This is a genomic window from Azoarcus sp. KH32C (assembly GCF_000349945.1).
Lineage (GTDB): Bacteria > Pseudomonadota > Gammaproteobacteria > Burkholderiales > Rhodocyclaceae > Aromatoleum.
Window position 1 is genome coordinate 2,570,648 of the sequence record NC_020516.1, and the last position, 21,661, is coordinate 2,592,308.

General features: G+C 69.2%; 23 protein-coding genes. 17 read left to right on the top strand and 6 right to left on the bottom strand.

Annotated elements, in window-relative coordinates:
* The first annotated feature begins 56 nt into the window (after nt 1-56).
* From AZKH_RS11185 to AZKH_RS11265, 17 genes are all read left to right on the top strand, one after another.
* Nucleotides 57-1,256 (top strand): aromatic ring-hydroxylating dioxygenase subunit alpha, encoded by a 1,200-nt coding sequence (locus tag AZKH_RS11185; protein WP_015435879.1) that lies wholly within the window; start codon nt 57-59, stop codon nt 1,254-1,256.
* 228 nt (nt 1,257-1,484) lie between these two features.
* Nucleotides 1,485-1,829, top strand: a complete 345-nt coding sequence (locus tag AZKH_RS11190; protein WP_015435880.1) for a hypothetical protein — start codon at nt 1,485-1,487, stop codon at nt 1,827-1,829.
* 69 nt (nt 1,830-1,898) lie between these two features.
* A complete protein-coding gene (locus AZKH_RS11195; RefSeq protein WP_015435881.1) occupies nt 1,899-2,885 on the top strand; it encodes a thiamine pyrophosphate-dependent dehydrogenase E1 component subunit alpha in 987 nt (328 codons plus the stop codon).
* A complete protein-coding gene (locus AZKH_RS11200) occupies nt 2,882-3,877 on the top strand; it encodes an alpha-ketoacid dehydrogenase subunit beta (RefSeq protein ID WP_015435882.1) in 996 nt (331 codons plus the stop codon). Before AZKH_RS11195 ends, AZKH_RS11200 begins: the two co-directional genes overlap by 4 nt.
* Nucleotides 3,878-3,896: 19 nt before the next feature.
* Nucleotides 3,897-4,127, top strand: a complete 231-nt coding sequence (locus AZKH_RS11205; RefSeq protein ID WP_015435883.1) for a biotin/lipoyl-containing protein — start codon at nt 3,897-3,899, stop codon at nt 4,125-4,127.
* A complete protein-coding gene (locus AZKH_RS11210; RefSeq protein WP_231874399.1) occupies nt 4,124-4,891 on the top strand; it encodes a 2-oxo acid dehydrogenase subunit E2 in 768 nt (255 codons plus the stop codon). Before AZKH_RS11205 ends, AZKH_RS11210 begins: the two co-directional genes overlap by 4 nt.
* Before the next feature lie 19 nt (nt 4,892-4,910).
* Nucleotides 4,911-5,705 (top strand): SDR family NAD(P)-dependent oxidoreductase, encoded by a 795-nt coding sequence (locus AZKH_RS11215; protein ID WP_041657207.1) that lies wholly within the window; start codon nt 4,911-4,913, stop codon nt 5,703-5,705.
* A gap of 160 nt (nt 5,706-5,865) precedes the next feature.
* A complete protein-coding gene (locus tag AZKH_RS11220; RefSeq protein WP_015435886.1) occupies nt 5,866-6,591 on the top strand; it encodes a TetR/AcrR family transcriptional regulator in 726 nt (241 codons plus the stop codon).
* A gap of 102 nt (nt 6,592-6,693) precedes the next feature.
* Entirely contained in the window at nt 6,694-7,140 is a 447-nt protein-coding gene (locus AZKH_RS11225) for a Zn-ribbon domain-containing OB-fold protein (RefSeq protein WP_015435887.1), read from the top strand.
* 24 nt (nt 7,141-7,164) lie between these two features.
* Nucleotides 7,165-8,313 carry a thiolase family protein gene (locus tag AZKH_RS11230; protein WP_015435888.1) on the top strand — a complete coding sequence of 383 codons (1,149 nt, stop codon included), beginning with the start codon at nt 7,165-7,167 and terminating at the stop codon, nt 8,311-8,313.
* Nucleotides 8,314-8,363: 50 nt separating this feature from the next.
* The gene (locus tag AZKH_RS11235) at nt 8,364-9,764 is read left to right on the top strand and encodes an SRPBCC family protein (RefSeq protein ID WP_015435889.1); all 1,401 of its coding nucleotides are present in this window, start codon (nt 8,364-8,366) and stop codon (nt 9,762-9,764) included.
* Nucleotides 9,761-10,801, top strand: a complete 1,041-nt coding sequence (locus tag AZKH_RS11240) for an NADP-dependent oxidoreductase (RefSeq protein ID WP_015435890.1) — start codon at nt 9,761-9,763, stop codon at nt 10,799-10,801. Before AZKH_RS11235 ends, AZKH_RS11240 begins: the two co-directional genes overlap by 4 nt.
* On the top strand, nt 10,798-12,003 hold the full coding sequence (locus AZKH_RS11245) for an acyl-CoA dehydrogenase family protein (RefSeq protein ID WP_015435891.1): 1,206 nt from the start codon (nt 10,798-10,800) through the stop codon (nt 12,001-12,003). Before AZKH_RS11240 ends, AZKH_RS11245 begins: the two co-directional genes overlap by 4 nt.
* Entirely contained in the window at nt 12,000-13,124 is a 1,125-nt protein-coding gene (locus AZKH_RS11250) for an acyl-CoA dehydrogenase family protein (RefSeq protein WP_015435892.1), read from the top strand. The genes AZKH_RS11245 and AZKH_RS11250 overlap by 4 nt, the downstream gene beginning before the upstream one ends.
* Nucleotides 13,117-14,754 (top strand): AMP-binding protein, encoded by a 1,638-nt coding sequence (locus tag AZKH_RS11255; protein ID WP_015435893.1) that lies wholly within the window; start codon nt 13,117-13,119, stop codon nt 14,752-14,754. Before AZKH_RS11250 ends, AZKH_RS11255 begins: the two co-directional genes overlap by 8 nt.
* Nucleotides 14,755-14,765: 11 nt before the next feature.
* Nucleotides 14,766-15,728: a PDR/VanB family oxidoreductase gene (locus tag AZKH_RS11260; RefSeq protein ID WP_015435894.1), complete on the top strand. Its 963-nt coding sequence runs from the start codon at nt 14,766-14,768 to the stop codon at nt 15,726-15,728.
* Between the two features lie 56 nt (nt 15,729-15,784).
* Nucleotides 15,785-16,969, top strand: a complete 1,185-nt coding sequence (locus AZKH_RS11265; RefSeq protein WP_015435895.1) for an acetyl-CoA C-acyltransferase family protein — start codon at nt 15,785-15,787, stop codon at nt 16,967-16,969.
* Between the two features lie 213 nt (nt 16,970-17,182).
* On the opposite strand, the gene AZKH_RS11270 is transcribed toward AZKH_RS11265, so the two are convergent.
* From AZKH_RS11270 to AZKH_RS11295, 6 genes are read right to left on the bottom strand one after another with little or no spacing between them, the layout of a single operon-like run.
* On the bottom strand, nt 17,183-17,968 hold the full coding sequence (locus AZKH_RS11270; protein ID WP_015435896.1) for an enoyl-CoA hydratase/isomerase family protein: 786 nt from the start codon (nt 17,966-17,968) through the stop codon (nt 17,183-17,185).
* Nucleotides 17,965-18,720: a histidine phosphatase family protein gene (locus AZKH_RS11275; protein ID WP_015435897.1), complete on the bottom strand. Its 756-nt coding sequence runs from the start codon at nt 18,718-18,720 to the stop codon at nt 17,965-17,967. The genes AZKH_RS11270 and AZKH_RS11275 overlap by 4 nt, the downstream gene beginning before the upstream one ends.
* Complete coding sequence (locus AZKH_RS11280) at nt 18,720-19,115, bottom strand: DUF6285 domain-containing protein (protein WP_015435898.1); 396 nt, start codon at nt 19,113-19,115, stop codon at nt 18,720-18,722. Before AZKH_RS11280 ends, AZKH_RS11275 begins: the two co-directional genes overlap by 1 nt.
* A 1-nt stretch (nt 19,116) precedes the next feature.
* Nucleotides 19,117-20,130 carry a phosphotransferase family protein gene (locus tag AZKH_RS11285; RefSeq protein ID WP_015435899.1) on the bottom strand — a complete coding sequence of 338 codons (1,014 nt, stop codon included), beginning with the start codon at nt 20,128-20,130 and terminating at the stop codon, nt 19,117-19,119.
* A gap of 17 nt (nt 20,131-20,147) precedes the next feature.
* A complete protein-coding gene (locus tag AZKH_RS11290) occupies nt 20,148-20,483 on the bottom strand; it encodes an SDR family oxidoreductase (protein ID WP_015435900.1) in 336 nt (111 codons plus the stop codon).
* Complete coding sequence (locus tag AZKH_RS11295; RefSeq protein WP_015435901.1) at nt 20,480-21,661, bottom strand: acyl-CoA dehydrogenase family protein; 1,182 nt, start codon at nt 21,659-21,661, stop codon at nt 20,480-20,482. Before AZKH_RS11295 ends, AZKH_RS11290 begins: the two co-directional genes overlap by 4 nt.

Sequence of the window (21,661 nt, forward strand, 5' to 3'; positions counted from 1 at the left end):
GAATACTTTGACGGTCCAGATAACAACACTACATGACAACCCCACAGGAGCGAGACATGGACGAGAGACAAGCGTATATCGAGATTACCCGGCGGCTGCTGGCGCACGTCGCGGCCGGCACCACCGACAGCGCCGCCGAGGTGTATCGCCTGCCGACCACGGTCTACACCGACCCGGTGCTGTTCGAGCGCGAGAAGCAAACGATCTTCAAGGACAACCCGCAACTGGTGTGCTTCAGCGCCGACCTGCCGGGCCCCGGCACCTACTACACTTTCGACGACCTCAAGCTGCCGGTGCTGCTCACGCGCGACAACGACGGCGAGATCCATGCGTTCCTCAACGCGTGCACCCACCGCTCGGCGCGCCTCAAGGACGGCTGCGGCAAGGCCGCCTCGCTGAGCTGTCCCTACCACGCCTGGGGCTTCGACCTGAAAGGCAACCTGCGCACCATCTATCAGGAGAAGACGTTCGGCGAGATCGACAAGTCCTGCTACAACCTGGTCAAGCTGCCCGTCGAGGAGAAATACGGGCTCGTCTACGTGGGGCTCGATCCCGACATCCGCTTCACGATCGACGAGATCCTCGGCGACGCGGCGCCGCTCTTTTCCGCCTGGGGGATCGACAAGGCGCGCCTGGTCAACACCCACGAGTGGCAGCTCAAGACCAACTGGAAACTCGCGCTGGACACCTTCTGCGAGGGCTACCACTTCAGCATCCTGCACAAGAAGAGCCTGGGCGACGTGTCGCTCGGCAACGTCGCCGCCTTCGACCGCTTCGGCCCGGACCTGCGCAGCCACCGCCTGGCCTTTCCGAATACGACCATCAGCCGGCTCCAGGACATCCCCGAGGCGCAATGGACGCTGGACATCTTCAACGAATTCCAGCTGGTCCATTTCATCTACCCGAACATCTCGCTGCTGGTGTCGCCCGCCGCGGTGGAGCTCTTCCAGCTCTATCCCGGCGACACGGTGGGCGAGCATCTGACCCGCTATCGCTGCTACTGGCGCGAGGATCGTGGCCAGGGCGGGTGGGGGGTGAGCGACCCCCAGGCGCACTTCGAATTCGTGCGCGACATCGTCACCGACGAGGACTATTGGGTCAGCGCCAACGTGATGAAGAGCCTGCACGGCAACCTGCGGCCGTTCAATACCTTCGGCCGCAACGAACCGGCGTTGCACAACATGCACCAGGCCTTCCTGCGAGGGGCGGGCTGCACGCCGCAGGAAGCGCCGCTGGTGAAGGCCGGGGCGCTCTGAGCGGGCGCGGCGAGTCGGGGGCTGCCCCGGCTCGTCGTGGCCGCGCACCGTGTCCCCACGCGCAAGGGCCGCCATTCCCGTAGATCCCACCCCCGCAAGCCCCGATTCAATCCCGAAAATTTAATTGCGCAAAGGTCCTTGCAAACGCCAACCCGCCTCGATATACTGAAAAAAACAAACAAGTTTGTTGTTAACATGAGCGGGGCGGCGCGGAGGAGGAGTGAAACCATGCATCGACCGGTGACAGATGAAGTGCTCGCGGACGAGAACCTGAGCTTCCGCGGCAGCGGCGGGACCAGCACGGAGAACCGCAACCTGGGTTTTCGGCCGGCTTTCCGCGACACCCAGACCGACATCGTCTATCCGTCCCGCTATGCGGACGGACGGCCCGCCCCGTGTCATCTGCTGGACGGTCTGCCCGGCGAAGTGGTCGTGGCACGTCACCCCGGCGGTCGGGTGGCGGCGGTCAAGGCGTCGGTGATCGCGGGGTTCGTCCGCATGGGGTTTTTCTATACGCGGGAACAGGCGGCAAGCCTCGCGACGGCCGAATCCGCGTGCGCACCGGCCGCCTGATCCGGACGGCCGTGCGGCGGGCCTTCGACAAGACCATTCACGCAATCGGACAGGAGTGTGAGGTGAGACATGAGTGAGCTGGAAAACCCCGGCAGGCCGGCCCTGTTGGAGATGTACCGCATCGCGACCCTGATCAAGCAGGCGGACGATCGCTTCATCGCCCTGATCAAGGCCGGGCTGATCGCCTCGCCTTACTACTCGCCGCGCGGGCAGGAGCTGATCCCGGCGGCGGTGTCGGTCAATCTGCGCGCGAGCGACTACGTGGTCACCATGTACCGCGGCATCCACGACCAGATCGGCAAGGGCATCCCGCTAAGACCCTTCGTGGCCGAGTTCATGGGGCGCGCCACCGGCACCTGCAAGGGCAAGGGCGGGCCGATGCACATCACCCACGTCGCCTCCGGGCTGCCCGTGACCACCGGCATCGTCGGCGCCGGGCTGCCGATCGCCAATGGGCTCGCATGGGCGGCGCAGCTCAAGAAGACGGGCCAGGTCACGGTATGCAACTTCGGCGACGGCGCGACCAACATCGGCGCCTTCCACGAGGCGCTCAACCTCGCCTCGCTGTGGAAACTGCCGGTGGTATTCGTGTGCCAGAACAACGGCTATGCCGAGCACACCCGCTACGACCTCGGTACCTCGTCGGCGACCATCGCCGACCGCGCCGTGGCCTACGGCATGACCGGGGTGACGGTGGACGGCAACGACGCCATCGAGTTGTGGCGCGCCGCGCGCGACGCCGTTGGGCGCGCCCGCGCGGGCGAGGGGCCGACCCTGCTGGAGGCGAAGACCTTCCGTTTCCGCGGGCACCTGCTGGGCGACGACAGCCACTACATCCCCAAGGCGGAGATGGCCGCGGCGATGGCCGAGGACCCGCTGCCGCGCTACCGCGCCTGGCTGGTAGTGCAGGGCCACGCGAGCGAGGCGGCTCTCGACGACATCGAGGCGACCAACGCGGCGGCCATCGAGGATGCGGTCGAGTTCGCGCTGGCGAGCCCGTTCCCCGACGAGTCCGAACTCACCACCGACGTCTACGCCATGGAGGCGAGGGCATGAGCACGAGCGCGCAGAAGAAGATGAACATGGTGCAGGCGATCGCGATGGCGCTGGACGAGGCGATGGCGCTCGATCCGACCGTGCTCGCGCTGGGCGAGGACATCGCCGACGCGCAGGGCGGCGGGGTGTTCAAGTGCACCGCCGGACTGTCGACCAAGTACGGCACCGAGCGCGTGCGCTCCACGCCGATCGCCGAGCAGGCGATTGTCGGCGCGGCGGTGGGCGCCGCGCTGGCGGGCATGAGGCCGGTCGCCGAGATCATGCTGATGAACTTCATGACGGTAGCGATGGACCAGGTGGTGAACCACGCCGCCAAGCTGCGCTACATGACCGGCGGCCAGACCCACGTGCCGCTCACCATTCGCACCACCACCGGGGCGGGTTTCGGCACCGGCGGGCAGCACGCCGATTACCTGGAGGCATGGTTCGCTCACACCGCCGGGATCAAGGTGGTCGCACCGTCCACGCCGGCCGACGCCTACGGGCTGCTGCTGTCGTGCATCTTCGACGACGACCCGTGCATCTTCATCGAGAACCTGCCGCTCTACTTCGTGCCGGGCGTGGCCCCGCTGGCGGGCGAGCGGGTACCGCTGGGCAAGGCCAGGGTCGTGTGCGAAGGCGCCGACGTGACCGTGGTGAGCTACAGCCGCACCCTGCACGACGTGCTGGAAGTGGCGCGCGAGCTCGAGGCGCAGAACGTGTCGGTCGAGGTGATCGACCTGCGCACCATCGCGCCGCTCGACATGGACACCATCAGCGCCTCGGTCGCGCGCACCGGCCGCGCCGTCGTCGCGCATGAGGCGCAGGTCGACTTCGGCGTCGGCGCCGAGATCGTGGCGCGGCTCCATCGCGAACACTTCGGGCGGCTCAAGGCGCCGGTCGGGCGCGTCGGCGCGGCGCGCTCGCCGGTGCCCTATTCGAAACCCCTGGAAGCGGCCTTCGTGCCTACCCGGGCGCGCATCGCCGCCGCCATTCTCGACACCCTCAACTAGCGACTCGCGGACGACCACCATGACGACACAGGTTCTACTGCCCAAGCTCGGCTTCTCCGTCAATGAAGCGGCGCTCATCGAATGGCTCGTCCCTGACGGGGGCGAGGTTGCCAAGGGACAGCTGCTGTATACGCTTGAGAGCGAGAAATCCATTCAGGAAGTCGAGGCGCCGGTCGACGGCCGCCTGAAAATCTTCAAGCAAGCGGGCGAGACCTACGAGGTCGGCACCGTGATCGGCGAGATCGCATGATGGCCGAGGGTCCCGACGCCATGCCGCCGCCCTGGCCGGCCAGCCTGCCGCCGATGCCGGTGGTGGACTTCTCCGGCTTTGGCGAGGTGGAGACGGTGGCACTGTCGCGCCATCAGAAGCTCGTCGGCGGCTTCCTCGCGCGTAACTGGGCGCAGGTGCCGCACGTCACCCACCACGACGAGGCCGACATCGACCGGCTCGAGGCAGCGCGCAAGGAACTGGGAAGTCGCCTGGGGCTGAAGCTCACCCCGATTCCCTTCCTCATCAAGGCGGTGGTCGCCGCGCTGCGCGCCTTCCCGACATTCAACGCCTCGCTCGCCCCCGGCGGCGAGAAACTGGTGCTCAAGCGCTACTTCCATATCGGCGTGGCGGTCGATACGCCGAATGGGCTGGTGGTGCCGGTCATCCGCGATTGCGATCGCAAGTCGCTCGGCGAGCTCGCCGCGGAACTGGCGGACAAGGCCGAACGGGCGCGCGGAAGAGGCCTGCCGATGACGGAGATGTCGGGCGGCTGCTTTTCCATCAGTTCGCTGGGGGCGATCGGCGGCACCGCCTTCACGCCCATCATCAACGCGCCCGAGGTGGCCATCCTGGGCGTGACGCGCGCCGCGCAGAAACTGCGGCTGGTCGACGGCGAAGTGGTCGCCGCGACGGTCCTGCCGCTGTCGCTCAGCTACGACCATCGCGTCATCAATGGCGCGGACGCGGCGCGATTCACGCGCTTCGTCGCCGAGGCGCTGGCCGATCCGGCTGCGCTCGCCTGAATCAATGGAGAAGAACGACATGGAGAATTCAAACAAGCTCGGGGAGGTCGGCGAACGCTTCTCGCTCGCCGGACGGGTCGCGCTGGTGACGGGCGCGAGTTCGGGCTTCGGCGCTCATTTCGCCCGCGTCCTCGCCGGCGCCGGGGCACGGGTCGGGTGCGTGGCACGGCGCAGCGAACGGGTGGACGCGCTGGCGGCGTCGATCCGCGAAGCGGGCGGGGAGGCGTTCGCCTGCGTCATGGACGTATCCGACCTGGGCTCGATCCGCGACGCCTTCGGTGCCGTCGAGTTGGCCCTGGGCACCGTCGACATCCTGGTGAACAACGCCGGCGCGACCTCTGCCGCACCCTTCGCCGAGATGACGGAGGAGCAGTGGAGCTCGGTGATGGAGGTGAACCTGTCCGGGCCCTACCACGTGTCGCAGGAAATGGCGCGCCGGCTCATCGCCGCGCGCAAGCCGGGGACGGTGGTCAATATCGCGTCGATCCTGGGCCACCTTGCCTATCCCAACTTCACCAGCTACGGCACCACCAAGGGCGCGCTGATGCACCTCACGCGCTACATGGCGCTCGATCTGCTGCCGCATTCGATCCGCGTCAACGCAATCGCGCCGGGCTACTTCCCGACCGAGATGACCAACCCCTTCTTCGCCACCGAGGCGGGCAAAAAGGAGGTCGCGGCACTGCCCCCGGCGCGCCTGGGCCGGCTGGAGGAGCTCGACGGACCGCTGCTGCTGCTGGCGAGCGAGGCCTCGTCGTACATGAACGGTGCCGTCGTAACGGTGGACTATGGCCATTCGATTCGCCTCTCGTAAGCGGCCGGCGCCGCAAGCCGCACGCGGCGGAAATGCCCGCGGCAGCCGTCGCGACGTTCTGTGTGGCATATATTACGCAGACGTGTCTGTTTTTAATCTTGACTGTTGCCAGGCGGTGGGCGACACTCGATGCACATCCATTGACATGAAGCATCGAGAAATGACCACGCAACAAAGACCCCGCAAGGTCGTGCGCCGACCGCGGACCAGCACCGGCACCTGGCAAGCCGAGAAGAGCCACCTGACGCGGATGCAGATCCTCGAGGCGACCATGCAGTGCCTGGTCGACCTCGGCTACGCACAGACCACCACCGAGAAGATCGCCCTGCAGGCCGGGGTGTCGCGCGGCGCGATGACCCACCATTTCAAGTCGCGCGCCGAGGTGCTGGCCGCGGCTGCGGCGTACATCACCGAGCGGCGTGCCGTCGAGTACGACGCGGCGATCAAGGGCATCAGCCTGCCGGTCGAGGCGCTGCCCACGCTCGAGAGCATGCGCGAAACCATGGTGGTGCTGCAGAAGTACTACGCCAGCCCGTCGTTCATCGCGCTGCACGAACTGCTGCGCGGGGCGCGCACCGACAAGGAGCTGATGCAGATCATGGCCCCGCTGGAGGAACGGCTGGACCAGAGCATCTCGGAGAGCATCGCCAAGCGGTTCCCGGTGTGGACGGAATTTCCCGAGACCAGCGAGCTGCTGCGCGATCTGATCCTGTCGTCGATGCAGGGCATCGCCATCGATCCGGTGCACTTTCTGGAAGGCGAGCGCCTGCAGCGCTTCCTGGATCTGCTCGCGTCGGTGGCGATGAACGAGTTCGAAAAGGCCTATGAACGCGCCCATGGTGCAAAGTCCTTGGAGAAAACCCGGCTGGTCCGGGGCGCTGCCTGAAGTCGGGGCAGGGGCCTGGCGGCGGCCGGGCTCCTCGCGCGAATATTTTTTTCAGTACACGACAAACAGGCTAGAATGTTTTTAAAGTGGAGAAAGGAAGCGATGCATTCCCTGGAACACCCAAAACTTGCCTGTGGCCATCTGGTGCAGTTCCGCAGCGACGGTCCCAGCCTGCTGGGCAGCCGCTGCCGTCGCTGCGATGAACTCTACTTCCCGGCCGCCCGGAGCTGCACGCGCTGCAGCGGCAACGATCTCGAAGCCTGGCCGTTGGGCAGCGAAGGGCTGCTGTGGTCGTGGACCATCCAGGGCTACCTGCCCAAGGCGCCCTACGACAGCGGCGAGACCGACGCGGATTTCACGCCCTACGGCGTGGGCTACGTCGAGATGCCCTCGGGCATCAAGGTCGAGAGCCGCCTCACCGTCGCCGACCCCGCGGCGCTGCGCATCGGCATGCGCATGGCGCTCACCCTGGAGCCCTACCGCGTTGCGCCGGACGGCGAGCCGATATTCACCTACGCCTTTGCCCCGGCACTGCCGGCGGCGGCCTAGCGCGCCGCGCGGGAGAAGAGAGACATGGACGACGTCGCCATCATCGGCATTGGCTTGCATCCGTTCGGGCGCACCGACGGTCTTTCCGGCCAGGCGCAGGGCGCCTACGCCGTGCGCGAGGCGCTTGCGGACGCCGGGGTGCCGTGGGAGGCGGTCGGCGTCGCCTATGGCGGCAGCCAGGACGCGGGCAATGCCGATGCGCTCGCCAACCTGCTGGGGCTCACCGGAATTCCCTTCGTGAACGTAGCCAACGGCTGCGCCACCGGTGGCAGCGCCCTGGCGAGCGTGATCGCGGCGATCCGCTCCGGCATGGCCGAGATCGGGGTCGCGGTGGGCTTCGACAAGCATCCGCGCGGCGCCTTCAACCCGCGACCGGCCGACTGGGGCCTGGAAGACTGGTACGGACAGACCGGCCTGATGCTCACCACCCAGTTCTTCGCCCTCAAGACGCGCCGATACCTGCACGAGCATGGCATCTCCGAGGACGCGCTGGTGCGCGTGGCGCAGCGCGCCTACCGCAACGGCGCGCGCAACCCGCAGGCCTGGCGGCGGCGCGAGCTGAGTTTCGACGAGATCGCGCAGTCGATGCCGGTCAACCTGCCGCTGCGCAAGTACATGTTCTGCAACCCGGCCGAAGGCGGTGCGGCGCTGGTGCTGTGCAGCGCGCGCGCGGCGCGGCGCTATGCCGGCAAGGCCGTGCTGGTGAAGGCAGCGGTGGTGCGAACCCGCCATCACGGCTCGTTCGAGGTCTTCAGCCCTAGCCTCGCCGCGCACCAGGCGCCGGCGCCGACGGTGACCGCCTCCCACGCCGCCTTCGAGCAGGCCGGCGTGGGGCCGGGCGACATCGACGTCATCCAGCTGCAGGACACCGACAGCGGCTCGGAACTCATCCACATGGCCGAGAACGGCTTCTGTGCGCACGGCGAGCAGGAACGGCTGCTGCGCGAGGGCGCGACCGAGATCGGCGGACGGCTGCCGATCAACACCGACGGCGGCTGCCTCGCCAACGGCGAGCCGGTCGGCGCCTCGGGCTTGCGCCAGGTGGTCGAGATCTGCCGCCAGCTGCGCCAGGAGGCCGGCGCGCGCCAGGTGCCGGGGCGCCCGCGCCTCGGCTACACCCACGTCTACGGCGCACCGGGCGTGAGCGCGGTGACCATCCTGCAGGCCGGCTAGACCCGCACAACAAGGGCGCCCCTCGGGGCGCCCCACAGAGGAGACGAAACATGAACAAGCGCCACGAAAGCGAGTTTGTCCTGAAGCCGCAGGACGAGGCCGGCGACCCGACGCTGTTCCAGCGCCTGCTGAAGCAGGAGAAAGTGCCGGTGCCGGACTTCCTCAAGCCCAACAACCCCGGCTTCGGCAACGAGGATCTGCCCGTCACGCGCTACACCTCGCGCGACTTCCATCGCCTGGAGGCCGAGCGGATGTGGCCCCGCACGTGGCAGTTCGTGGGGCGCGCGGAGCAGATCCCGAACGCGGGCGACCACCTCGTGTACGACATCATCGACCGCTCCGTCATTGTCATGCGCGGCGACGACGGCGTGATCCGCGGCTTCCACAACTCGTGCCTGCATCGCGGGCGGGCGCTGCGCACCGGCGACGGCTGCGTCGGCAAGCTGAAATGCCCCTACCACGGCTTCACCTGGAACCTGCGCGGCGGCTTCGAGAGCATGCCCTGCGCCTGGGACTTCAAGCACCTCGAACGCGAGTCGCTTGAGCTGCCGCAGGTGCGCGTCGAGAGCTGGGCCGGCTTCGTGTTCGTCAATTTCGACGCCGACGCGCCGTCGATCATCGAATACCTCGACGTGCTGCCCGAGCATTTCAAGGACTACCTGTTCGAGCGCGCGGTGGTCCTCGCCCACGTGCGCCGGCGCATCCCGTGCAACTGGAAGGTGGCGCAGGAGGCGTTCATGGAGTCCATGCACACCCGCGCCACCCACCCGCAGATCATGACCTTCACCGGCTGCGCCGACAGCCAGTACGACATGTACGGCGACCACCTGAGCCGCAGCGTCACGCCGATGGGGGTGGTCGGCCCCCATCTGGACGGGGTGAGCGAGGCGCGCGTGCTGCGTGACATCCTGGAGGAATCGGGGCGCATGGCCGACAGCGATGGTGACGCGCACACGCTGCCCGAGGGGATGAGCGCGCGCGAGTACATCGGCGAGCTCAACCGCAAGCTGTTCGGTGCCGCCGCCGGCGCCGACCTGTCACAGGCCACCCTGGCCGAACTGGAGGACGCGATCCTCTATTCGATCTTCCCCAACACGCAGATCTGGGCCGGCTTCGGCGGCAACATCGTGTATCGCGTCATCCCCGACGGCGATGCGCACGAGAGCTGCATCTTCGACGTCATGATCCTGGGCCGCTACCCGTCGGACAGCCCATGTCCGCCGGCCGCGCGGCTGAAGGTGGTGAGTGACGACGAGCCGTTCTCGAGCGCGCCCGAGCTCGGCGCGCTGGGCCCCGTGTTCGACCAGGACATGCGGAATCTCCCCTACATGCAGAAGGGCATGAAGGCCTCCGCCAAGGGCGCGGTGAGTCTCGCCAACTACCAGGAGAGCCGCATTCGGCACCACCACCTGACGCTCGACAAGTACCTCGGGCTGGGAGATGGGAAATGAGCGACGCCGTGATCGCCGAGGTGGACTGCAACGTCCAGTGGTGTCTCGCCGCGCGTCCCGACGGCGAAGTCGCCCGGGAGCATTTCCAGGTCCGCGCTGCGCCGCGGCCCGAGCCCGGGCCCGGCGAGGTGCTGGTGCGCAACCTCTACCTGCTGGTGCCGCCGGCGATGCGCCTGTGGATGAACGCGCGCGACAGCTACGTGCCGGCCCAGCCCCTCGGCGAAGTCATGATGGGCATCACGCTGGGGGTGGTCGCCGCCTCGTGTGATCCGGCGCTGCCAATCGGCAGCTACGTGAACGGGATGGGCGGCTGCCAGCAGTGGTTCGTCGCGCCCGCCGCCCAGCTCATGCGTGTCACGCCCCGGCCGGGCATACCGCTCACGGCCTATCGCAGCGTGCTCGACGTGCAGGGGCTCACCGCCTGGTGCGGCCTCACCGAGATCTGCCGGCCGCAGGCGGGCGAGACGCTGGTGGTGACCGCGGCCGCCGGCAGCGTCGGCTCGCTGGTGTGCCAGTTCGGCAAGAAGCTCGGGCTCAAGGTGGTCGGCATCGCCGGCGGTCCGGAAAAGTGCGACTGGCTCACGCGCGAATGCGGCATCGACGCGGCCATCGACTACCGGGCCGAAGACGTCGGCGCGCGCCTCGACGCGCTGTGCCCGGAAGGCATCGACACGGTGTTCGAGAACGTCGGCGGATCGGTCATGGACGCGGTGCTCGAACGCATCAACGACCGCGCGCGCATCGCGCTGTGCGGCATGGTCTCCAGCTACAACGGCGCGGGCACGCAGCGCGCCGAGGCGCTCATGCAGCTGGTGGTGAAGGCGGCGCGCATGGAAGGCTTTCTGGTCCGGGATTATTTCCATCGCCATGCGGAGGTGGTCGCGCGGCTCGAGCCCTGGGTCGCCGACGGCAGCCTCAAGTACCGCATCGAGGTGCTCGACGGCATGGACAAGCTCGTCGAAGCGATGCGCCGCGTGTTCCACGGCCGCAATCTCGGCATCCAGCTGCTCAAACTGTCGGAGGAGGCACCGGCATGAACGCCGCGGTTCACGAGCGCGCCCGCCGCCTGCGCGAGGACATTCGCCACTTCTGCCGTCACGTCATGCCGGCCGATCTCCTCGCCAGGTCGCGCCGCCACCAGGTGCTGGACAAGGATGACTACGTGCGCTGGATGCGGCTCCTCGACGACCAGGGCTGGGCGGTGGCGCACTGGCCGCAGGAGCATGGGGGCCACGGGTGGTCGCCGCTCGAGCGTTTCGCCTTCGAGGACGAGCTCGCCCGCCAGGGCTGCCCGTGGGTGATCCCGTTCGGCGTGAAGTACGTCGGGCCGGTGATCTACACCTACGGCTCCGCCGCGCAGAAGGCGCGCTTCCTGCCCGCAATCCGCAGCACCGCCGAGTTCTGGGCGCAGGGCTACTCCGAGCCGGGAGCGGGTTCCGACCTCGCAGCACTGCGCACGCGCGCCGAGCGAATCACCTTAAGCGAGGGCGACCACTACCTGGTGAACGGCCAGAAGGTGTGGACCACCTACGCGCAGTGGGCCGACTGGCTGTTCTGCCTGGTGCGCACCAGTCGCGAGGCGCAGCCGCAGCAGGGCATCTCCTTCCTGCTCATTGACATGAGGAGCCCCGGCGTGACGGTGAAGCCCATCCGCACCATGGACGGCTACCACCATGTGAACGAGGTGTGGCTGGAGGACGTGCGCGTCCCGGTGGACAACCTCGTCGGCGAGGAGGGCGCGGGCTGGACCTACGCCAAGTTCCTGCTCAAGAACGAGCGCACCGCCGGCGCCATCCTCGGCATGGCCTGGCATGCGCTGCACCGGTTGCAGCGGCTGGCCGAGGAGACGGTGACGGCATCGGGCCGCCTCATCGAGCAGCCCCTGGTGCGTCACCGCGTCGGCGACTTCGCGCTGCGCTTCCTGGCGCTGGAGGAGGCCGCCTACCAGGCAGTCGAGGCCATGACGGACGGCACCGAGCGCGGCGGCGAGGCGTCGCTGATCAAGATCCGCGGCACCGAGCTGTACCAGGAGTTGGCCGAGGCGACGGTGGAAGCGCTCGGGCCGGCCGGCATCGCCTGGGACGCGGACGCCCTGCGCCGCGCCGGCTTGCCGCCGCTGGGTCCGGACGACGCCGGCGGCATCCTCAAGGACCATTTCTACAACCGCGCGGCGACGATCTTCGGCGGCTCGTCGGAGATCCAGCGCAACATCATCGCCAAGGCGGTGCTCGGACTATGACCATCGATCCAGACACAATCGCCATGTTGCGCGACAGCGCCGAGCGCTACGCGGCGGACCATTACGGCTTCCTGCAGCGCCAGGCGGTGCTCGACGGGGAAGGCGGCTACAGCGTCCGAGCCTGGCAGGATTACGCCGAGCTTGGCTGGCTCGCGCTGCGCCTGCCGGAAGCGGCGGGCGGGCTCGACGCCGACGCGGCGGCCATCGGCGCGGTCATGGAGGTGGTGGGCGCGCGCCTGCTGATGGAACCCCTTCTCGCCAGCGCCGTGGTGGCGACCGGGCTGGTGGTGAAGCAGGCGAGCGCCGCCCAGCAGGCGCTGCTGCTGCCCGCATTGGCCGACGGCTCGCTCAAGCTCGCCTTCGCCGACGACGAGGATCCGGGCGCCGGGGACGGCTGCCGGTTCCAGGGCGGAAAGCTCACCGGCGCGAAGATCGGCGTGCTCCACGGCGACCTCGCCGACAAGCTGATCGTATCGGCCCGTACGCAGGCCGATGAGGCGGTGCTGTGCCTGGTAGACGCCGCCGCGCCCGGCGTGCAGCGGCGCAGCTACAAGCTCGTCGATGGCCGCGGGGCGACCGCCGTGCGCTTCGCGGACGCCGCGGCCGAGCGCCTCGGGCCCGCCGATACGGATCTGTCGGCCGCCGCTGCGATCGCCGACAGCCGCGACGAGGCCGCGGTCGCCGCCTGCGCCGAGGCCCTCGGGGCGATGCGCTGCCTGGTCGCGGCCACCTGCGACTACCTCAAGGTGCGGCGCCAGTTCGGCAAGCCCATCGGCCGGAATCAGGCCCTGCAGCACCGCATGGTGGATCTGTACCTGCTGCAGGAGGAGGCGCGCGCCCTGACCCGCGCGGCGCAGGCGGCGATGAGCCTGCCGGCGCGCGAGCGGGCGCGCACGGTGAGCGGCGCCCGGGCCTACATCGGGCGGGCCGCCCGCCGCGTGGCCAACGAGGCGGTGCAGATGCACGGCGGCCTGGGCGTGACCGAGGAGCTCGACGTGAGCCATTACTTTCGCCGCCTGATGGTGATCGGCGCGCTGGCGGGCGGGCACGACGCGCATTTCGCGCGCTTCGTCGACGCCACGCTGGCACGCCGCGACGGGGAGGACGATTCCCATGCGTGAAGACGTGAGCGGGTGGCAGGTGCGTGTCGACGACGCGACGATGGCGCGCTACGCCGCCAGCGGCGACTGGCTCGGCAAGACCGTGGCGGAATTCGCCCGCGAACTCGCCGAGCGCGACCCGGGGCGCGTGACCCACGTGTTCGACGGCGAGGCCTGCCGGGTCGCGGAGCTGCTGGCCGACGCCGAAGCGTTGGCGGCGGCGCTTCAGGCGCGCGGCTTCGTCGCCGGCGACGTGGTGAGCTTCCAGCTGCCCAACTGGCGCGAAGCGGTAGTGATCGACCTCGCCGCGGCCATGCTGGGGCTGGTGGTCGCGCCGATCGTGCCGATCTACCGCGACGCCGAGGTCGCCTACATGCTGGCCGATGCGGGCGCGCGTGCCGCCTTCTTCGCGCCCGCGTGGCGCGGCTTCGACTACGCCGCGATGATGGCGCGCCTCGCACCCTCGCTGCCCGAGCTGCGCCTGCTCTCCGCGGTGCGCGGCGACGCGCCGCATGCGGACAGTTTCGAGGCGCTGGTGGGGGAGCGGCGGACACTGCGCCAGCGCCCGCGCATCGATGCCAACGCGGTAAAACTGCTGCTGTACACCTCCGGCACCACCGGGCGGCCGAAGGGCGTGCTGCATACCCACAACACCGGCCCGGCAACGCTGCGGCGCGCCTTCCGGCACTGGTCGCAGCACGAAGGCGACGCGGTGCTGATGGCTTCGCCCGTGACCCACATTACCGGTTTTTCCTACGGCATGGAGTTGCCGCTGTGCTTCGGCACCCGCACCGTGTTCATGGAGCGCTGGAACGCGGCCGAGGCCGTCGAGCTCATCGAGCGCGAGCAGGTCACCGCCAGCATGGGCGCCACGCCTTTCCTGCACGAGCTGCTCGCGGCGGCCGAGGCGGGCGGGCACCGCCTGCCGTCGCTGCGCATCTTCGCCTGCGGCGGCGCCGAAGTGCCGCCGGCGTTGATCCGCAGGGTGCGTGAGGTGCTGGCCAACTGCCGCGCCTTCCGCGTGTATGGGTCGAGCGAGGCGCCGCTCGTCACGCTCGGTTTCGTCGGCGAGGGGCAACTCGACGCGGCGGCCGAGACCGACGGCGAGATCGTGCATTACGAGGTGCGCGTCGTCGACGACGAAGGCGGAATCGTCGCGCCCGGCGGGGAAGGCGAAATCTGCGTGCGCGGCCCGGCGCGCTGCGTCGGCTACGCCGATCCGCAGCAGAGCGCGGAGAGCTTCGACGCGGACAATTTCTTCGCCACCGGCGACCTGGGCCGCATCACCCCGGACAACGCCATCGTGATCACCGGGCGCAAGAAGGATCTCATCAACCGCGGCGGCGAGAAGGTGAGTGCCAAGGAGGTCGAGGACATCCTGCACCGCCTGCCGGGCGTGGAGGAGGCCGCCGTCGTCGCCATGCCCCATCCGCGCCTGGGCGAGACGGTGTGCGCCTACGTGATTCCCCGGCCCGGCGCGAGCCTGACGCTCGAAGACGTGCTGGAAGGCGTGGCGGCGGCCGGCATCGCGCGCCAGAAATACCCCGAACACCTGGTGGTGGTCGATGGCTTTCCGCGTACCGCGTCCGGCAAGATCCGCAAGGACCGGTTGCGCGCGGACATCCGCGAACGTCTCCAGGCCGCCTCATGAGGAACCGAGCAATGGACGCAGCATTCCTGCAGGCGCGTATCGCGCGCAAGACCGTCGAAGCCACCGACATCGTCGGCCTGGAGCTGGCGCCGCTGGAGGGCACGAGCTTCCCGGCCTTCAGTGCCGGCTCGCACATCGACGTCGAGATCCGGCCCGGACTGATCCGGCAGTACTCGCTGTGCAACGACCCGACCGAACGGCACCGCTACCAGATCGGCGTGCTGCGCGATCCGGCCTCGCGCGGCGGCTCGGTGGCGGTGCACGACGAGCTCGCCGAGGGCCAGGTGATCCGCATCGGCGCGCCGCGCAACCACTTCGCGCTGGTGCCGGCGCGGCGCTCGCTGCTCTTCGCCGGCGGCATCGGCGTGACGCCGATCCTGTGCATGGCCGAGCGCCTGGCGCAGACCGGGGCCGCCTTCGAACTGCATTACTGCAGCCGCTCGCCGGACCGCACCGCGTACCGGCGGCGCATCGCGCAGTCGTCCTTCGCCGAACGCGTGCACTTCCATTTCGACGACGGCGACGCGGCGCAGCGGCTCGACCTGCCGGCCGTGCTGGAGCCGTTCGACGCCGATACCCACCTCTACGTCTGCGGCCCGGGCGGCTTCATCGAATACGTGACGGGTTGCGCCAGGACACGCGGATGGCCCGCGGCGCAGATCCATTTCGAGTACTTCGCGGGCCAGGCCGTCGACACCGCCGGCGACGGCAGCTTCGAGGTGATGCTTGCCAGCAGCGGCAGGGTACTGACCATTCCCGGCGGCCGGACGGTGGTCGCGGTCCTCGCCGAGAACGGCGTCGAGGTGCCGGTCTCGTGCGAGCAGGGCGTGTGCGGGACCTGCCTGACGCGCGTGCTCGAAGGTGAGGTCGACCATCGCGACAACTTCCTGCTCGATCACGAACGCGCCGCGAACAATCAGTTCACACCGTGCTGCTCGCGTGCCCGGAGCAAGCGGCTGGTGCTCGATCTTTAGAAGGCGGCCGGCCATGTGTCGCGCGGCGCCCCCCAACCCCACAGCGAGAATCGTCAATGACACAGCGTGAGATCTACTTCGTCGGTGCCGCGCGCACCGCCATCGGCACCTTCGGCGGCACGCTCAAGGACGTGCCCCTGAGCGTGCTCGCCACCACGGCAGTGCGCGCGGCACTCGAGCGCAGCGGCGTCGCCCCGGACAGGGTGGGCCACGTGGTGATGGGCAACGTCGTCCCCACCGAACCGCGCGACGCCTACCTTTCCCGCGTGGCGGCGATGGACGCCGGCATCCCGCAGGAAGTGCCGGCCTTCAACGTCAATCGGCTGTGCGGTTCGGGGCTGCAGGCGATCGTGTCGGCGGCACAGACCATCAGTCTCGGTGACGCCGACGTCGCGGTCGCCGGCGGTGCGGAGGCGATGAGCCGCGGTCCCTACCTCCTGCCGGCGGCGCGCTGGGGCGCGCGCATGGGCGACGCGCAGATGGTCGATTACATGGTCGGCATCCTCCACGACCCGTGGGAGGGGTTCCACATGGGCATCACCGCCGAGAACGTCGCGGCGCGCTACGGCATTTCGCGCGCGATGCAGGACGAACTCGCGCTTGAGAGCCAGCGCCGCGCCGCGCACGCCATCGCCGAGGGGCGCTTCGCGGCGCAGATCGTGCCGGTCGAGGTGCCGTCGAGGAAGGGGCCGATCGCCTTCGATACCGACGAGCACGTGCGCGCCGAGGTGAGCATCGAGCAGCTGGCGAAGATGAAGCCGGTGTTCAAGCGCGACGGCTCGGTCACCCCCGGCAACGCCTCGGGCATCAACGACGGCGCGGCCGCCGTGGTGCTGGCCGCAGCGGGCGCCGTCCAGGCGATGAATCTCAAGCCGCTGGCCCGCCTGGTGGCGTACGCCCATGCCGGGGTCGAGCCCGCCTACATGGGGATCGGACCGGTGCCGGCGACACGCCTGGTGCTCGAACGCGCCGGCCTGCGCGCCGCGGATCTGGACGTCATCGAGTCGAATGAGGCCTTCGCGGCCCAGGCCTGCGCCGTGATGCGCGAACTCGACCTGGATCCCGCCAGGGTCAATCCCAACGGTTCCGGAATTTCGCTGGGTCATCCCGTCGGCGCCACCGGCGCGATCCTCGCCACCAAGGCCATCTACGAACTGCACCGCACGGGCGGGCGCTATGCGCTGGTGACCCTGTGCATCGGCGGCGGGCAGGGCATCGCCGCGATCATCGAGCGCGCCTGAGCGCTTGCGCGGGACGAAACAGAATGGATCCCTTTGCGGGGGGCGTCGCATCTTAGCCGAAAGGAAAATCTTTCCTCTCCCCGTCCTCCAGGCTACGCGTCGCTTCCCTTTTTATGTCCGCCCCCTTGCCGTACCTGCCGGCAGGGGGGGGGCGCTACGCGTCTTCGACGTATGCCTTGGCGCCGCGGCCCGCGGCGGTCCCATTGCTGCACCCTACGAGCCGAGATAATTCGCGGGGCGCTTTTCAAGAAACGCGGCGACGGCTTCCCCGAAGTCGCGGGTGGCGGCGCAGGCGGCGAAGCCGTGGCGTTCCGCATCCAATTGCGCGCCCAAGTCACGCGACAGCGATTCGCGCATCAGGCGCTTGAGCCATCCGTTGGCGACCGGTGGTCCCGAGACGAGTCTGGCCGCAAGCCGTTCGGTTTCCTCGGCCAGGGCGGCGGGCGGGACCACTCGGTTGACCACGCCAAGCCGGTGGGCGTCGGCCGTATCGAGCGTGTCGCACAGGAGGGCGATCTCCAGCGCACGGCGCAGACCGATCAGGCGCGGCAGGCTCCACGATGCGCCGAGATCGCAGCTGGCTCCGAGCTTGGTGTAGGCGAAGTTGAAGCGCGTGCCTTCGGCGGCTATGGCCAGGTCGCAGGCCAGCGCGAGACTCAAGCCGGCTCCGGCCACCGCGCCGTGCAGGCTCGCGATGACCGGGACACGAAGCTCGGTCAGGAGCCGCAGGCCTTCGTGCATCGGATCGATGAGGCTCGGCGCGATGGACGCAGGATCATCGCGGAACTGCGCGACGTCACCGCCCGCCATGAAGGCCCGGCCTTCGCCGCTGAGGACGACGACGCGCACTTCAGGGTCGTTGGCAATGGCCCGGCACGCATCGCGGAAGGCGCAGGCCATGGCGGCGTCGATCGCGTTGAGTACCTGCGGCCGGTTGAAACGGATGCGGGCGATGGCGCCGTCGCGTTCGTGGAGCAGGGGGAGGGTGGGTTCGCTCATGGGTGTCTCGCTGTGGGCAATCGAAGTGAGGCGGGGCCACGGCGATCCGGATCGGGTACGAAGGCGCGAAAGATCCGCTCCATGACGGTGCGGCGATTTCCGATGCGGGCCGGGTCGTAGGGCGCGTGATTGACCGCGCGCAGGAAGGCGCGCCGCACTCGGCCGGCGTCGACATCGAGCTCGATCATGTTGATGCAGGCCGGATCCTGCTCGAAAGCCTTCAGCCCCGCCAACCCGGCCCCGGCGACGTGGGAGAGCAGCATGCGATTGACCGCGTCGTGGGCGACGACGAGCGCGTCTTGCCACCCGTCACGGGCGACGAGCGCGGCCCACGCGGCCAGCACGCGCTGCTGGAAATCGATCCAGCGCTCGCCGCCGATGAAGGCCGCGTCCATCGCCTCGGCGCCATCGTAAGCGTAGGCGATGACGCGTTCGCGTTCGTCGGCGGGGACGGCGTCGAGGCGCCCGGCCTTCACCTCTTTCAGGCGTGCGTCTTCGCGCAAGGGAAGGTCACGCTCGCCGAGGACGAGGCGGGCGGTCTCGGCGGTGCGCGGCAGGCCGGAACAGACGGCGAGGTCGAACACGACCTCGGCCAGCGCCGCCGCCGCCGCGCGCGCCTGGCGGCGCCCGACGTCGGTGAGCGGTACGTGGCGCGGGTCGAGCGGCCTGCCGTCGGCGTCGAAGTAGGAGACCTCGGCGTGGCGCATCAGGTAGATGCGGCGCCGCAAGGCGGTGCGGGGCGAGGCCGTCATCAGGCGGCGCCCCCGAGCGCCTTGGGATTGCTCTCCTCCACCTTGCGCCGCGTGGTGTCCAGCAGATGCTTGCGCACCGCGTGGCGCAGGCTCCCCGCATCCGTCCGCCCGCCGCGGATCCACCGGCACAACTCACGGTTGCGTTCTAGCAGCATCTCGCGCAGGGCGCCGGTTGCCGTGTCCGCTGCGGGCAGGGACAGGATGCGCGCCAGGTTGGCAAGCTCGTCGCGTTCCGGGTCGTCGCCATTGCGGAGCTGGCGCGCTGCGATCGCCATCGCATTGGCGATCATCAGCGCCGCGTGGCGTTTGTCCGCGGGCAGGGCGGGGATCAGTTCTTCGCGCAGGATGGCGCGGGCGGTGTCGAGCAACTGGTCGCCGGTGGGTTGGTCGCGCATGTCAGGCTGCCTCCGTCAGGGTCAGGATCTCGTATTCGAGTTCCGGCACGATGTGGCCGGTGAGCGCCAGCAACAGCGAATTCTCGTCGCCGGAGACGTGGCGCTCGGCCTGCTGCACGGCGATGACCGCCCAGTTCATGTGGGCCATCAGCTCCCAGTAGGGCACCTGGGCGCGGTCGATCGGGCGGCCGGCGACGGTCTCGTAGCCGCGGTAGAAATCCTCCCGCTCGCCGATGCCGCCGGCTTCGCGCTCGTGCGCGCCGAAGCGCCAGCATTTGGCGCAGAACCAGCCGATGTCCTCGAGCGGATCGCCCCAGCCGGCGAATTCCCAGTCGAGGATGCCGGTGAGGCCCTGTTCGTCCACCATGTAGTTGCCGGTGCGGAAGTCGCGGTGGCACAGCACCATTTCGCCGCGCGGCGGCGCGTAGCGCGCGAGCCATTGCAGGCCCCATTCGAGGGCCGGGTGCGGGGTGTGGTGGCGGTCGAGATAGGCGCGAAAGCGCGCGACCGAATGCAGCGCCGGGGCGTCCTCGTGCCAAGGCAGGAAGTCCAGATCGGCGCGCGGCGGGCGGATGGCGTGGATGCGCGCGAGCTCGGCCCCGAGGCGCTCGGCCAGGCGCACGCGGTCGCCGCCGAAGCGCCCGTCCTTCACCAACAGATAACCGGCCGCGGTCCCGCCGACGTGGCGCATGATGAAAAAGGGGCGTCCGATGATGTCGCGGTCCGCGCACAGCCACAGCGGTTCCGGCACGGTGACGCCGGCGGCGAAGGCGGCACGCAGCAGGGCGTATTCCTGCACCCGGCTGTGGCTCACCGACACACCGGATAGCGAGTCGGTGCGCATGACGGCGTCGAGGGCGCCGGCGTGGGGGCCGCCGGCGAGCTCTGCGCGGATCCGCCAGTTTTCCTGGATGGCGCCTCCGGAGAGCAGCTTCGCCTCACAAATCGTTACCCGCGTGGCGCCGGCGGCCCGTGCGATGAAGTCCTCCACCGCGTCTTTCGTCTTTTCGTCCATGTTGTGTCCCCGTTCGATCAGATGAACTTCAGCAGATGGCCGCCGTCGACGGCCAGCGCGGCACCCGTGATGTGCGCGCCGGCCGCGGAAGCAAGCAGCAGCAAGGCGCCATCGAGGTCTTCCGGCTTGCCGAAACGGCGGCTCGGGATGCGCGTCCTGACGCGCTCGCTGGCCTCGCTCGCGATCCATTCGCGGTTGAAGTCGGTCGCGATGTAGCCGGGCAGCATCGCATTGACGCGGATGTCGTGGCGCGCCAGCGTCAGCGCGAAGTGACGCCCGAGCCCGCTGGAAGCGCCGGTGACCAGCGCCGTGCGGCCGTGCAGGCGGAACATGTCGGTGATGTCGGCGCTCATGCTTCGGCTCCCCCGCGCGCGACGCCCTTGAGGATGCGTTTGGCGATGCTCCAGCGATGCACCTCGGAGGGGCCGTCGTAGATGCGGAAAGCGCGCACGTCGGCGAAAATGCGTGCCACTTCGGTCTCGCCGGTCACGCCCTGGCCGCCGAGGATCTGCACGCTGCGATCGACGATGCGCCAGATCGCTTCCGAGGCGATCACCTTGGTCATGCTCGAGTCGTGCAGGCCGAGGCCGCCCTGGTCGAGCACCCACGCGGTGTGCCAGATCGCCAGGCGCGCGGTGTGCAGGTCCATCTCGTTGTCGGCGAGCATGAAGCCCACCCCCTCGTGACTCCCGAGCGGCTTGCCGAAGGCGTGGCGCCGGCGCGCGTAGGCGGTGGCCACGTCATGCGCGCGGCGCGCCGCCCCCAGCCAGCGCATGCAGTGGGTGAGGCGCGCCGGCGACAGGCGCACCTGGGCGTACTTGAAACCCTCGCCGGGCGCACCGAGGATGTCGGCCGCGGGCACGCGCAGGCCGTCGAAGCGCACCACGCCGTGGCCGCCCGGGAAGCACGAATCGAGCGAGTCCATCGAACGCTCGACGGTGATGCCGGGGCGATCCATGTCGGCGAGGAACATGGTGGCGCGCCCGTCTTCGAGCTTGGCCATAATGATCGCGAAGGCCGCGCCCTCGGCACCGGTGATGAACCATTTCCGGCCGTTGATGAGATAGTCGTCGCCGTCGCGGGTCGCGGCGGTCTGCAACATCGACGGGTCGGAGCCGGCGCCCGGGTCCGGTTCGGTCATGCAGAAGCAGGAGCGGATCTCGCCCGAGGCCAAAGGGCGCAGCCAGCGCTCCTTCTGTTCTGCGCTCGCTACCGCTTCGAGCAAGTGCATGTTGCCTTCGTCGGGGGCGAAGATGTTGAGCGCCACCGGCCCCAGCAGCGAGTAGCCGGCCTCTTCGAAGAACACCGCCTTGGCGCGGTGGTCGAGGCCGAGCCCGCCGAACTCGGGCGACACGTGGGCCGACAGCAGGCCCGCGGCGCGCCCGCGCGCGAGCAGCGTGCGGCGCAGCCCTTCGGTGGGGCCGTGCTGCGTGCGGCCCGGGCCGTTCTCCAGGGGAACGATCTCATCGGCGATGAAACGGCGCACGCGATCCTGCAGTGCGGCGAGTTCGGCGGGTAGCGCGAAATCCAT